The 12,662-nt window shown below is 64.7% G+C and carries 14 protein-coding genes; 4 read left to right on the top strand and 10 right to left on the bottom strand.

Features of this window, described 5'->3' with window-relative positions:
• Window positions 1-288: 288 nt before the first annotated feature.
• On the top strand, window positions 289-1,272 hold the full coding sequence (locus tag ACKY0X_RS06975) for a hypothetical protein (protein ID WP_409428849.1): 984 nt from the start codon (window positions 289-291) through the stop codon (window positions 1,270-1,272).
• Window positions 1,273-1,347: 75 nt separating this feature from the next.
• Here the strand turns inward: ACKY0X_RS06975 and ACKY0X_RS06970 are convergent, their stop codons facing one another.
• Both ACKY0X_RS06970 and ACKY0X_RS06965 read right to left on the bottom strand, forming a co-directional pair.
• Window positions 1,348-3,684 (bottom strand): amino acid permease, encoded by a 2,337-nt coding sequence (locus ACKY0X_RS06970; protein WP_409428848.1) that lies wholly within the window; start codon window positions 3,682-3,684, stop codon window positions 1,348-1,350.
• Between the two features lie 66 nt (window positions 3,685-3,750).
• The gene (locus tag ACKY0X_RS06965) at window positions 3,751-3,978 is read right to left on the bottom strand and encodes a DUF3618 domain-containing protein (protein WP_409428847.1); all 228 of its coding nucleotides are present in this window, start codon (window positions 3,976-3,978) and stop codon (window positions 3,751-3,753) included.
• A gap of 92 nt (window positions 3,979-4,070) precedes the next feature.
• Between ACKY0X_RS06965 and bcp the strand changes: the two genes are divergently transcribed.
• Entirely contained in the window at window positions 4,071-4,544 is a 474-nt protein-coding gene (gene bcp / locus ACKY0X_RS06960) for a thioredoxin-dependent thiol peroxidase (protein ID WP_064890412.1), read from the top strand.
• A gap of 387 nt (window positions 4,545-4,931) precedes the next feature.
• On the opposite strand, the gene ACKY0X_RS06955 is transcribed toward bcp, so the two are convergent.
• From ACKY0X_RS06955 to ACKY0X_RS06945, 3 genes are read right to left on the bottom strand one after another with little or no spacing between them, the layout of a single operon-like run.
• The gene (locus tag ACKY0X_RS06955) at window positions 4,932-5,168 is read right to left on the bottom strand and encodes a DUF732 domain-containing protein (protein WP_409428846.1); all 237 of its coding nucleotides are present in this window, start codon (window positions 5,166-5,168) and stop codon (window positions 4,932-4,934) included.
• A 50-nt stretch (window positions 5,169-5,218) separates the two neighbouring features.
• Entirely contained in the window at window positions 5,219-5,443 is a 225-nt protein-coding gene (locus ACKY0X_RS06950) for a DUF732 domain-containing protein (protein ID WP_409428845.1), read from the bottom strand.
• Window positions 5,444-5,493: 50 nt separating this feature from the next.
• Window positions 5,494-5,805 carry a DUF732 domain-containing protein gene (locus tag ACKY0X_RS06945; protein ID WP_409428844.1) on the bottom strand — a complete coding sequence of 104 codons (312 nt, stop codon included), beginning with the start codon at window positions 5,803-5,805 and terminating at the stop codon, window positions 5,494-5,496.
• On the opposite strand from ACKY0X_RS06945, the gene ACKY0X_RS06940 reads away from it, so the two are divergent.
• A complete protein-coding gene (locus ACKY0X_RS06940) occupies window positions 5,804-6,109 on the top strand; it encodes a hypothetical protein (RefSeq protein WP_409428843.1) in 306 nt (101 codons plus the stop codon). The two genes, ACKY0X_RS06945 and ACKY0X_RS06940, sit on opposite strands and share 2 nt — an antisense overlap.
• A 3-nt stretch (window positions 6,110-6,112) precedes the next feature.
• On the opposite strand, the gene ACKY0X_RS06935 is transcribed toward ACKY0X_RS06940, so the two are convergent.
• From ACKY0X_RS06935 to ACKY0X_RS06920, 4 genes are all read right to left on the bottom strand, one after another.
• The gene (locus tag ACKY0X_RS06935) at window positions 6,113-7,165 is read right to left on the bottom strand and encodes a 3-keto-5-aminohexanoate cleavage protein (RefSeq protein WP_409428842.1); all 1,053 of its coding nucleotides are present in this window, start codon (window positions 7,163-7,165) and stop codon (window positions 6,113-6,115) included.
• Window positions 7,166-7,213: 48 nt separating this feature from the next.
• Window positions 7,214-8,122, bottom strand: a complete 909-nt coding sequence (locus ACKY0X_RS06930; protein WP_409428841.1) for a TauD/TfdA dioxygenase family protein — start codon at window positions 8,120-8,122, stop codon at window positions 7,214-7,216.
• 14 nt (window positions 8,123-8,136) lie between these two features.
• A complete protein-coding gene (locus ACKY0X_RS06925; protein WP_409428840.1) occupies window positions 8,137-9,111 on the bottom strand; it encodes a quinone oxidoreductase family protein in 975 nt (324 codons plus the stop codon).
• A 270-nt stretch (window positions 9,112-9,381) separates the two neighbouring features.
• Window positions 9,382-10,395 carry an AraC family transcriptional regulator gene (locus tag ACKY0X_RS06920; protein WP_409428839.1) on the bottom strand — a complete coding sequence of 338 codons (1,014 nt, stop codon included), beginning with the start codon at window positions 10,393-10,395 and terminating at the stop codon, window positions 9,382-9,384.
• A 256-nt stretch (window positions 10,396-10,651) separates the two neighbouring features.
• Here ACKY0X_RS06920 and ACKY0X_RS06915 point away from each other — a divergent pair, with 256 nt between their 5' ends.
• Window positions 10,652-11,689 carry a pyridine nucleotide-disulfide oxidoreductase gene (locus tag ACKY0X_RS06915; protein WP_409428838.1) on the top strand — a complete coding sequence of 346 codons (1,038 nt, stop codon included), beginning with the start codon at window positions 10,652-10,654 and terminating at the stop codon, window positions 11,687-11,689.
• 12 nt (window positions 11,690-11,701) lie between these two features.
• Here ACKY0X_RS06915 and ACKY0X_RS06910 read toward each other — a convergent pair whose 3' ends face one another.
• The gene (locus tag ACKY0X_RS06910) at window positions 11,702-12,646 is read right to left on the bottom strand and encodes a LysR family transcriptional regulator (RefSeq protein ID WP_409428837.1); all 945 of its coding nucleotides are present in this window, start codon (window positions 12,644-12,646) and stop codon (window positions 11,702-11,704) included.
• Between the last annotated feature and the right edge of the window lie 16 nt (window positions 12,647-12,662).

The raw sequence follows: 12,662 nt of genomic DNA, 5'->3' as shown, positions 1-12,662 counted from the left end.
GCGATGCCCTATATAGCTGCAACGGCCGGTGAATCGCACCCGCGCCCCATCGCCCACGTGCTCGACGCACAACCCACGGTCGGGACTCCTGCGGGCGACGCGCGCTCCCTGGACTCGGGACCGGGATGCTAGCTCCACCCTGCGGCAAGTCTGCCGATGTCACCAACTGTTCACCAAACCTTCGCCCAGTTAGGTTAGGTTTCCCTATGGTAATGCTTATTATCGAACTCGCAGGATTCTGCTCCCTAACCCTAGGGAATCACACAGACAAAGCTGAAGGAGTCACCTGTGGAGTTCGCCGTACATCCCGATACGACCAGGCTCGGCAACGGCCGGCCAACCCGCCTAGCGGCCGCCGGGATCGCGTTGGCGGGAGCGAGCCTGATCGCCGTCAACCCGGTTGCACCCATGCTGCAGGACACCATTCCGCAGCAGGCTGTGCAGTTGACCGGCTGGGAATCCCTCTTCGAGCGGACCAGTGAGAACCTGGCCGCCCTGATGGAGAACTCCAACGTCAACACTCTGCTGGACCAGTACGGCAGCAACTGGAGCGACTACGCCCAGCTGATCATCGGCATGGAAGACGTCCCACTGGATGCCCGGGAGGGCATGTCACCTCGCTTCATCACCTCGGGCTTCGGCGGCATCAACGAGGCGCTCGACAAGATGATCGACGGGGACGAGTCCAACCCGGTCCGGTACCCGGGGCTCGAGGTGCTGATGGAACGGATCTCCGACTACATGTCGCAGGGAGACCCCTTCAACGCATTCAACGAGTTCAACATCTGGTACCTCTACGGCATCGAGGAAATGGGCAAGTCCCTGGGCCCGGTGCTGTCCATTCCCGCCCGCGAGATGATGAACCAGTCGAGCCTGCTGAACGAATTCATCGGCCCGCTCGATGGCTGGGCCTTCATCAAGCAGGTCAGCGACGCAATGATGTCGCCGATGATCGGTGCCGTGTACCAACTGACCGAGAACATCACCGCTGCAGCGGGCGGCGACGTAGAGGCGCTGTTCAACCTGCCCGCCGACCTGCTGAACACCGTGCTCAACGGATACATCGTGCCCGAGACCGAGGACGTCTTCACCGGCATACTCACCGAAGATGGCATCTTCGACCTGCTGTTGAACCAGTGGCCGGCACGGGCGGCCGAGGCCCTCACCGTCGGCACCGCGGACCTGCCGGTCAACGCCGTGGAGGTGCCGGACCTCGGGGCGGCCGGAGCTGACCTGCTGGACGGCGGGTTGTGGGACGCCTTGGGCTTCTAGGCCTATCGGCTCCTGCAGAAGTAGAACGCAACGACGGCCGGGAGGGGCCCTGGGTCCCTCCCGGCCGTTTTGGTCTTATTGCGACGGTGTCGACCCTTCCGCCTCCTTGACGATCCGGTAACTCGGGTCGGACATGTACACCGGCCCATTGCCGTTCCGTCGCGCCTTACCGGTGAGCGCAACGACATCACCAGGGGCGATGTCGGTGCCCCGTCCCGCATGAAATGTCGCACGCAGCTCGCCGCTGCCGTCTCCGACCACCGCGACGCGCACCGGCTTGCCGCGACTGATGGTGTCGTCAACCTCGTTGACCCGCCCCTCCACGGTGGACAGGTGGCCGACGATGAGGGCGTCCACCGCGATAGCGTCCGGTGGCGGCGCCGGATGCTCGTAGCGGTCCACCTCCTGCTGGTCGTGGCGCGCCACCCATTGCTGCAGTTTGCCCACCTCGCGAACAAGGCGCTGCTCGAACAGGTCCGGAAACGCCTGCCGCACACGCGATTGCACGTCGTAGGGCACGATCGTCGCCGCCGCGTCGGGAACCACGCTCACGGCCTTGGCGATCTTGTCGGCGGTGCGATCGTGCAGCAGCCGACCCAACAGCGGCGCATAGGTCCGCCGGGGCAGCAGCACCGTCACGTGGCAGTCCGGATATTGGGCACGCGCGGTGTCGACCAGTTGCTGGGCGGTGCGCGTCAGCCGACGGTCCGGGCAGTCGACCACCCGCAGCGGGGTGTCTAGGCCGTAGTACTCCCACCGCTGCTGCAGCTGCGCGGCATGGGCGGCGTCGACCACCAGGTGCACAGCGACGAGGTCGTCGGCGTAGAGCCCTTTGCCGTAACGCAGGGCTTCGAGCACCGCCAGATCCAGCGAATGCACAAAGACCATCACCCGGTGACGGGCGTATTTGACCGAGTCAGGCCGGTCGGTGCGGAACCGCTCCAGGATCGCGGCCTCGGCCCGGTATTCCCGGTTGAGCCGGATCAGCACCACCACCAGCAACGGGAACACGACCACGACGAGCCAGGCTCCCTCGGTGAACTTCGCCACCGCGAAGATCCCCACCACCACGGTGGATAACAGCCCCGCCGAGAAATTGATGACGAGTTTGTACCGCCAACCCGATTCCCGATGCGTCACATGATGTTTGGCCATGCCGTAGCCGGCCATCGCGAATCCGGTGAACACCCCGATCGCGTAGAACGGCACCAACGCGTTGACCGACCCGCCGGTGACCACCAGCAGAGTCACGGCCAGGACGGTGAGCACGATGATCCCGTTGGAAAAGACCAGCCGATGCCCGCGCTTGGTCAACTGGCGGGGTAGGAAGCGGTCTTCGGCGACGAAGCTGGCTAGCATCGGAAACCCGTTGAAGCTGGTGTTCGCGCCGGTGAACAGGATCAACGCCGTCGCCGTCTGCACCAGTACGTACAGCACCTGCCCCAGCCAGCCGCCGCCGAACACCGCCCGGGCCACCTCGGAGAGCACCGAGGGATATCCGACCGCGTACGGCGGGGTGTGAGTGCGGTAGGCCAGGTAGGTGACCCCGGCCAGCAGGAAGCCCAGAATGCACGCCATCGTGGTGAGCACCCGCCGCGCGTTGAGGCCCTGGGGCTTCTGGAAGACGCTGACGGTGTTGGAGATGGCCTCCACACCGGTCAGCGATGACCCGCCGTTGGCGAACGCGCGCAGCACCACCAGGACCGTCGCCCCCATGATCAGCCCATTGCCCTGATGCACCGGCACCGCCCCGGGGAGATGCTCGGCGTCGTAAACCGGTAAGCCCCAGAAGATCTCGCGCACCACGCCGACGATGATCATCAGCCCGAGCATGCCTATGAAGAAGTAGGTCGGTACCGCGAACGTGCGGCCGGCTTCTCGCACACCGCGCAGGTTCGCGTAACACATCACGATCACCACTGCGACGGTGATCTCCAGGCTGTAGGGGCCCAGTGGGCGGATCGCCGAGACGACGGCCACGGTGCCGGCCGCCGATTGCACCGCGACGGTCACCACATAGTCGATCAGCAGCGCCGCGGCGGCGACCTGCGCCACGCGGGGGCCGAAGTTCTCCCGCGAGACGATGTAGGAACCGCCCGCGCGGGTGTAGGTCATCACCACCTGGCGATACGAGGCGGTGACCAGTACCAGGATCAGCAGGACCACACCGGTGATGGGCAGCAGCAGCGCGAAGGCTGCCAGGCCGGCGAACGGCAGCAGCTCGATCAGGATCTCCTCGACGCCATAGGCATTCGAGGAGATCGCATCGGGTGAAAGGACTCCTAAGGCAACCGGATTCGACAACCGCTCGGAGCGCAGCGCACCGGTGACCAGCGGCCGTCCCAGCACCAGCCGCTTGAGCGTGTAGCCGATCGGGTCAGGCCGCGGCGCCGGGGGCTGTTGGGCGCGCACCGCAATATCTTCACCCCGGCAGCCTCACGCCACCAGACCCAATTCTCGCGCCGACGCGCGGGGACCTCAGCGGTTGCGGATTCGGCGAATCGTCAGGATGAGGATCAGTCCGCCGACACCCGCCAGCGACGCCATCACCGCAGGTTGGGTGACGATCTCGATCGCCCGAGCCTTGGCGCGGTCGGCCAGGTGACGGGGGTTGGCCCGGTCCGCGAGAATATCGACCGTCGATGCCAGCTGCTCGCGGGCCTGATCAATGTCCTTCTTGATCGTGTCGGGATCGCGTTCCGCCACTGTCGTCCTCCCTGTCCGATGCTGCCCCTGTCGAACTACCCTAGAGCAGCCGGGGTTCGTCTCACGCTCCGGCGAGCAGAAAGGGGCAATTGTTGACCGACACCGCACGCCTGGCGCCCGGCGATGAAGCGCCCGCGTTCAGTCTTCCCGACGCCGACGGCAACACCGTGTCGCTGGCCGACTACCGCGGACGACGGGTTGTCGTCTACTTCTACCCGGCCGCCTCGACCCCCGGCTGCACCAAGCAGGCCTGCGACTTCCGGGACAACCTGCGCGACTTCAACGACGCCGGCCTCGACGTCGTCGGCATCTCCCCCGACAAGCCCGCCAAACTGGCCAAGTTCCGCGACACCGAGGGATTGACCTTCCCGCTGCTGTCCGACCCGGACCGGTCGGTATTGGCGGCCTGGGGCGCCTACGGCGAGAAGAAGATGTACGGCAAGACCGTGCAGGGCGTCATTCGCTCGACGTTCGTCGTCGACGAGCAGGGCAAGATCGCCGAAGCCCAGTACAACGTGCGGGCCACCGGGCACGTCGCGAAACTGCGGCGCGATTTGTCGGTCTGACCCCCGAGGTCGTAGGCGAGTTACCTGCCCGCTTCCTCAGCTCAGCTCGGCTCCGCGCCAGGTGCTGGTGCCGGAGCTAGCTCGGAGCCAGGCGGAAAGTACGTGCAGGCAGCGTCTGCAACCCGCCCGTGACCCAAATACGCATAGTGAACGACACACTCGTCCCGGCCACCGCCTGGGTAAGTGCAGGTCAAGTTAGCTCCCATAACAACACCCGTGGGACGACCCCCGTGCAGGACACGTTCGTCTTCTGGGTGCATGCCCAATACGCGTCATAGTCGGACCCCAAAGCGGTGCACGCACCGTCTGCGTGAACCGGTGCCGGTGCTGCGAGGAACAATGCGGCCGGTGCTGCGGCGAGAAGGGCTTTGAGCCACATGGCGGTCCTCACTTCGGCCCGCCAAGGGTGTCAGGGCACAGCTCGTGCTGTGCTGCATCAGTAAGGCCGCGTGCGTCGACGAACGGCAGGCCGCCTGCCCAAAATTCTTCAGGTCTCATGCCTTGCCGTAGCATCTCGCAAATTCGAAGAGCCGTCATAAAGGCCTTTGCCTCGGGCAAGTAGCCCGTGCTGATCTGGTGGTCGCGGATGTGCTGCATGAAACTGTCGCGGTCTGCGTGTGCCACCGGGGCGAATGCGATAGCCGACGCTTACGCCGCTAGGGCGAATGCGGCCCTCATCGAAGGGTTTCCGGGCACAGCTCGTGTTGTGCCGCGTCCACGATCCCACGGACGTCAACAATCGAAAGGGGCGCCGAAAACTCCTCAGGTCGCACGCCTTGCCGCATCATGTCGCAAGATTGAATACCCATCATGAAGACCTTCGCCTCAGGGGCGACCGAGGTGTTGATCTGGTGGTCACGGATGTACTGCATATAACTGTCGCGGTCTGCGTGTGCCACCGGGGCGAATGCGATAGCCGACGCTAACGCCGCTAGGGCGAATGCGGACCTCATCGAAGGGTTTCCGGACATAGCTCGCGTTGTGCCGCGTTGACCATCGCCGGATTGTCGGCCATCGAGTTCCACCCCATCGGAATGACCTCATCAACCGTCATCCCGGCACGAAGGTACTTGCAGACGTTCAACCCGTACCCAACCTCCGATCCGGGGGTCATCGCCATGATCCCGATGTTGATCCCGTTATCCCGCAGGTACTGCTGATAGCTGTGAGCGTCAGCCTGAGCCGCTGGGGCCACAACCAAAGCAGTTGCAGCAACAGCTAGTGATGCCGTCAGGAACTTGTGGAACGTCGTTGTTCTCATGGGGAGCACCGTAACCCAGTTGTGCCAGGTCTGCCCGTCAACCCAGGAGGGCTGGCTAACCGTCCTCAATGCGCTCATCCGCTTTTACCAGCTCGATCATCGTCGCCAGCAACCCCGGCTCAAGTCCTCGGTTCCGGCGTACGGCTACGGGAACGTGGTGGCCTACCCACGCGCGCTGATCGCGCATGGTGTCGTCAACGATGAATGTCTGGTCAGCCAGGACCAAGCCGGCCGAAGTCGACCACAACTGGGCCACGTCAAGCTCGACATCGCGGCGTTGGAGGCGGCAGCCGAAGGGCGTTGACGCCTATCGGTGGTGGGTGAATCCGACCTGGCCGGGCTGGCGGTTGGGGGCATACCCCAGCTTCGCCAGCGTCTCGTCCGCATCGACATAGACGGTGCCGATCTTGTAGATGTCGCGGGCCTCTTTGCCCGTCGCGACATCGCGTCCCAGTTCCCCGGCGACCCGTACCAACTGTCGAATCTGTCGGACCGACGTGATCTTCTCCCCCGGGCGGCCCCAGATCGTGTCCTCGTTGCCACACCGGGCATGCAGACCTAGGGCGATGGCCATGGTGTTGACCGGCAACACCCTGCGCATCACGGTCTCCAAGGTCAGGCACGCGCCGTCGGGAACCCGCTGGATGAAGTTCATGATGTTGTACGGGTTGGGTCCGTCGAAGCCGCCGCCGATTCCCACCCAGGTCAGGTTCAGCGGACCGGTGTAGACACCACAGCGGATGAGCCGTTCGACCGTCTCGAGCTGCGGAATGCTGGACAGCTGAAAATGTGGCTGAATACCGGCCTTTTGCAAGCGGCGCAGGTGCTCGGCGACCCACTCGGGACCAGCAGGCACAACCATCTCCCGGTATGCGGCAGCGATTTCCGGACGCTCCATCGAGGTTCCGGCGATATCGCCGGCGGTCATGAGTTCCATGATGTTCATCTGGCTGGTGTTGATCGCGATCGTCACCTGGTCCGGCGCCGGATCAAGATCGGCCAGCATGTGCCGGGTGTCGTCGGAGAGCCATTTGGCTGCCGCGCCCGCTCCCTCGGGCGCAAACGAGATCGATCCGCCCACCTGCAGGATCATGTCCGGAACCGCGTCGCGCAGCGCGGCGAGCAGCTCGTTGAACTTCGATAGCCGCTTGCTCCCCCGGCCGTCGAGCTCGCGCACGTGGATGTGCAGCACACTGGCACCGGCCTCATAGCAGTCGACGGCCTTTTGGACGTGCTCCGCCACGCTCACCGGGAGATCGTCGCGGAAGTCATCCAACTCCCACTCGGGCCCGTATGGCGCACACGTGATGACCAGCTTCTCCTGACACTCCGGGAGGAGCGAATCGTCGTGAAAATGCATTGTCTGACTCCCTTCTAGGCGTGCCGCAGCGGTTTGCATGACCCGCCGTCAGAACGGCCGATCGCCGATGATGCTGGCGCGCTCCATCTTTCGAACGGCGGGCCAGTAATCCTGGACGGCATAATGCTGAGTGGAGCGGTTGTCCCAGATCGCCACACTGTTCTTCGTCCACCGCCACCGCACCTGGTATTCGGGGATGGTGGCCTGGCTGATCAGATAGCTCAGCAGGTTGGCCGCACCGGGCGCGTAGTCGATGCCGCAGCGTATGTTGGCGGGCTTGTGGTAGTTCACCAAGTGCGTGGTGAAGGCGTTGACGAACAGGATCTTCTCACCGGTTTCCGGGTGGGTGCGCACCACCGGGTGCTCGGGGTCGGGAAACCGCTCCTTGAGCCGGTGACGGTCGTCGATGGCAAGCCGCCCACCGAAAGTGGCCTCGATACTGTGGCGAGCCCGCAGTCCGTGGATCTGGCTCTTGACCGCCTCCGGCAGCCGCTCGTAGGCCAAGGCCATGTTGACCCAGATGGTGTCCCCGCCGACCTCTGGGCCTTCCACGCACCGCAGCACGGCGCCCATCGGCGGACTCTCGCGCCAGGTGGCGTCGCAATGGTAGGCGTTCTCGTAGTGCTCAGCGGGGCTGTCCAGATCCTTGTAAATGCGCACCAGCGCCGGATATTCCGGGTCGCTGGCCATCACCGGATGGTCTTCCAGCGGCCCGAATCGCTCGGCCAGTGCGACATGCTCGGCTCTGGTCATGTCCTGGTCGCGCAGGAACACAACCTTGTATTGCAGCAACAGCGATTTCAGCTCCGCGAACAGCACGTCATCGCGGGAGACCTCGCCAAGGTTCACGTCGAATAGTTCGGCGCCGATGCTGCACGTCAGCGGCTGGGCTTTGATCCTTGGCCGCGGCGTTGTCGCGATGGATCGCCGTGCGGAGGCGGTAGCGGTGGTAGTCATTTGTCCCCTGCCTCTCAGAGTGAGAACACCGAGGACCCGACACTGCGGCCGGCCTCAAGATCCCGGTGCGCCCGGACGCAGTCGGTGAGTTCGTAGCGCTGGTTAATCTCGATTCGGATCTCCCCGGCCGCGACGTGGCCGAACAGTTCAGCGGCGAGGTCGGCGCGCTCGGCCGGTTCGGCAATGTAGTCGGCCAACGCGGGCCGGGTGACGAACAATGAACCCCTCGCGGCAAGCTGCATGGCGTCGATTGGCGGTATGGGCCCTGAGGCCGTTCCGAAGCACACCAAGAGTCCGCGGCGCGCCAGGGAGTTCAGCGACGACTCGTATGTCCGCGCGCCGACACTGTCGTAGACGACCGGGACACCCCTGCCGTCGGTAAGTTCGCGGACCCTGGCCGCGATATCTTCTCGGGAGTAGACGATGACCTCGCCGCATCCGTGCGCCCGAGCCACCTCCGCCTTGCGGTCGGTCGACACCGTTCCGATCACGTTGATTCCAAGCAGCTTTGCCCACTGGCAAAAGATCAGTCCCACTCCGCCGGCCGCCGCATGCAGGAGCACGGTGTCGCCGGAAGTCAAGGGGTGTATGCGCCGTAGCAGGTACGCGCTGGTCAGGCCTCGCATCGTCATGGCCGCGGCGGTGTCGAAGGCGATGCCCTCGGGCAACTTGATCAACGAGCCGGCCGGCATGACGCGCTCGGTGCTGTAGGCCCCGAGTGGACTACCGGTGTAGGTGACTCGGTCGCCTTCGGAAAAGCCCTCCACGCCGGGGCCGACCGCCTCGATGACGCCGGCTCCCTCAACCCCCATACCTGCTGGCAATGGGGCCGGATACAGCCCGGTGCGGAAGTAGGTGTCGGCAAAATTCAGCCCGACCGCCCCGTGCCGGACCCGGACTTCCCCCGTCCCGGGGGCACCGACGTCGACCGCTTCCCATTGCATGACCTCCGGGCCACCGGCTTCATAGAAACGGACGGCGTGTGCCACTGCGATCTCCTTCGCGTCGAATGCCGGGATTGCGTGAATTCCGTTCTCAGAACGCCACGGAGCCGCCTTGCCGGCTGTCGGGGGCCGGCTGGGCTGCGAGCTCCCGGCGGCTTCCGTGACGTCCTGTGATCGACACTAGGGATCGGCAGCCCATTCTGCTTATCTCCACGGGACACAAACATGTCATTTGGGGACATCGCGGGTGGGCGTTTCAGCACCGGCGTCGCGCTCCGGGGGTGTCAGGCGGCGACTAGCGCAACAGGCGACGAGTCACGCCCCGCCGGCACGCCGCTTCTCGTCTTGCCACTGCCGGGGACTACAGCCGAACTGCGTGCGAAACCAGCGCGAGAAGTTGCTTGGCGCGGAAAAGGAGAGCAGTTGGGCGATCTCGGTCATCGAGTAGCGGGAATTGCCCACCATCCGCTTAGCCAAGTCCACCCGGGCGGCATTCAGAACCGACGAGTATGTCTCGCCCGACTCCGCGAGGCGCCGGTGAACGGTCCTGCGATCCACACCGAGACTGCGTGCCACCTGTTCCACCGAACAACGTCCGATAGGCAGCAGCAGCTCGATCAGACTCCGGACACGGTCCACCACCACCGCATCCTTGGGCGGTTCCAACGACTGCAGGACCCGTTGCGCATACGGCCGTAACAGCGGATCGGACATCTTGTTGGCCAGATCGAGTTCGCCTGCCGCAAACTCGATTCCGGCGAACTCCTGATCGAATCGCACCATCGGCCCGAAAAACTTCCGGTGGGGCGCGATGCTCTTCGGTGGCCGATGGTGGAAATAGACCGCGACCGGCTTCCACTGGGGTCCGAGGAAGCCGCGCAGGAGACGATGCAGCGCGGCCACGGCCAGCTCCGAAGACTGCCGCTCCTCCACCGGCTCGCCGACATCCAGCTCGACGCGAAGCGTCGCTAGTTCATCGGTTTCGTACAGGCGCGTCCACACCGCCTCGTTGTAGGCGTGCTGGTACCGGGCCAACATCTGCAGTGCGCTTCGAACATCGGGCTCCTCTCGCACCGCCAGGCTCAGTGGCCCAAGGTTGGCGAACCGTCGCCGTTCGGCAAGCCGCAGGCCAAAATCCTCGCAGCCAGCGACCGCTGCAGTTGTCTCGAGCAACTCCGCGACCGTGACCGCCGGCAACCAGCGGTCTTGCAAATTCAGGCTCGCGGGATCGAGGCCCCGCTCCCTCAACAATGGAATCGGGTCGACTCCGAGGGAGCGCGTCAGATCGGCGTACCCGTAGAGCGATGCATAACGCGCGAGCGGCTTCACGGCGCACCTGATCCTGTCCCAGAATGTCGTCCTGTCCCGTGAAGATAAGCCTCGTCAGCCTGCCGCGCACCCGATCGGGAGCAGACGGCCGACTATCTCTCGGCCACAACGAACCCTTGTGGGCTAACAAGCACAAACCCCCTAGCCGCGGACTACTGTCGGGCGCAGCATTAATCCCAACGGTCGGGCTTGGGTGGCGCCTCCGATCGAGCGGCCAACAAGGCGCGTTACTCCTACCCCGTTGGAAGGCAGGAAGATGACTGAGCACAGCTGGGCAGTGATCGGAGCAGGTCCCGCGGGTATTGCCGCGGTGGGCCGGCTGCTCGACCATGGCGTCCCCGGGAGCGAGATCGTCTGGATCGATCCCGACTTTGCCGCCGGTGATATCGGCGCCAAATGGCGCGCCGTCCCGGGCAACACCCATGTGTCGCTCTTCCTCGATTACTTGAACGGCTCGCAGGCGTTCCGGTTCTCCGAAGCGCCCCACTTTGAGCTGACCGACATCGATCCCGGTCACACCTGCCCGCTCGGCCTCATCGCCGATCCGTTGGTATGGGTCTCCCAACACCTCTCAGAGCGGGTCAACGCCATTCGCGCGGTGGCCACCGAGCTCACCCTGCGCAACCGGCGGTGGTTGGTGAGCACCCCGGACTCCGAGATCGAAGCCAAGAACGTGATCCTGGCCGTCGGTTCAGTTCCCAAGACACTTCAGCATCCGCACCTGGAGGAGATTCCGCTCGAGGTGGCACTGAACCCCGACAAGCTCGGTCAGCTGGCGTTGGGCGACGCCACGGTAGCGGTCTTCGGCTCGTCGCACTCATCGATGGTGGCCCTGCCCAACCTGTTGAACACCCAGGCACAGAAGGTCGTCAACTTCTATCGGAGCCCTACCAAATACGCTGTCTACCTTGGCGATCAGATTCTGTTCGACGACACCGGCCTGAAGGGAAATGCCGCAACGTGGGCCCGCGAGAACATCGACGGAACCTGTCCGGAGCGCCTGGAACGGTATCGGGTAGACGACAAGGAGTTCTCCGAGCAGCTCCAATCCTGTAGCCACGTTGTCTACACCGTCGGCTTCACCCGACGCCAGCTCCCCGCGACCCCGCAGTGGGGTGAGCTGGAATACGACCCGGTGAACGGGATCCTGGCCCCGGGACTGTTCGGGGTCGGAATTGCTTTCCCCGAGTACGGAATCGACTCGTTCGGATCTGGACAGTATCGGATCGGACTGATCAAGTTCATGCAGCGGCTCAACGGCGCGCTGCCCCTGTGGTTGCAGTACGGCACGTAGCTTCGGCGTGTATCAGCGCAGCCGGTTGGCGCCGCCGATATGACTCAACAGGTCCCGGGCCGCACCGGCCGGCGGCGTCCGCCCACCCGCCCAGATCGCCCTAAGCTCCCGGTGCAGGTCTAATTCCGGCACCTCGACGCTGCGAAGCCGGCCGACCGCAAGGTCATCGGCGACCGCCAACCTGCTCATCACCGCCGGCCCGGCCCCGGCCAGTACGGCACCGCGCACGGCGACCGACGACGACAGTTCCAATGCCGGGCGTGCCTGTTCCACCTCGTGCCCCAGCACTGCACGTAACGCCGACGTCAGTGAGTCACGGGTGCCCGAACCTTGTTCCCGCACGACCAGCGGGGTCTGGCTGAGCTCTGCGGCGGTCACGCCTTTGGCGCGACGCACCCATTTGTGGTCGGGTGGCACGATCACCACGAGGTCGTCGTGCGCGACGACACGGCTGCGAATACCGGTCAGCGCCCCCGGACTCTCGATGAAGCCCAGGTCCGCCGATCCGTCTCGCACGCTGGCAATGGCCTGCTCGCTGTTGGTGGCGGTCAGAATGACCTCCGGTGCCTCGCGGCCGGTTCGCGTCGCGGAGGTCTGCAGTGACACGATCCAGCGAGGCATCAACTGTTCGGCGATCGTCAGACTCGCAACCACTTTCATCTTCTTGCGGCTTGCGGTCCGCAACGAAGCCAGCCCGGCATCGACGTGACTGGCGACATCCAGTAGCTGGTCCGCCCATTCCGTCACGACCGCCCCGGCCGAAGTCAACTGCGAACCACGCGCACTACGGGTTACCAGTCGCACACCGGTCTGGGCTTCCATCGCTGTCAGGCGTGCCGAAACCGCCTGCTGCGTCAGCCCCAGCTCCCGCCCCGCAGCGCCAAGACTGCCGGTTCTGGCTATAGCCACCAACATCTCGAACGCCGACAGATCGGGCATGCGGGGGCTCAGCGCCATCTCCCCATGCAATCAC

The organism is Mycobacterium sp. SMC-11 (assembly GCF_046250095.1).
In the GTDB taxonomy this organism is placed as follows: Bacteria; Actinomycetota; Actinomycetes; order Mycobacteriales; family Mycobacteriaceae; genus Mycobacterium; species Mycobacterium heraklionense_A.
The sequence above is the reverse complement of the archived record's forward strand: the minus strand, read 5'-3'. Positions and strand labels throughout refer to the sequence as shown.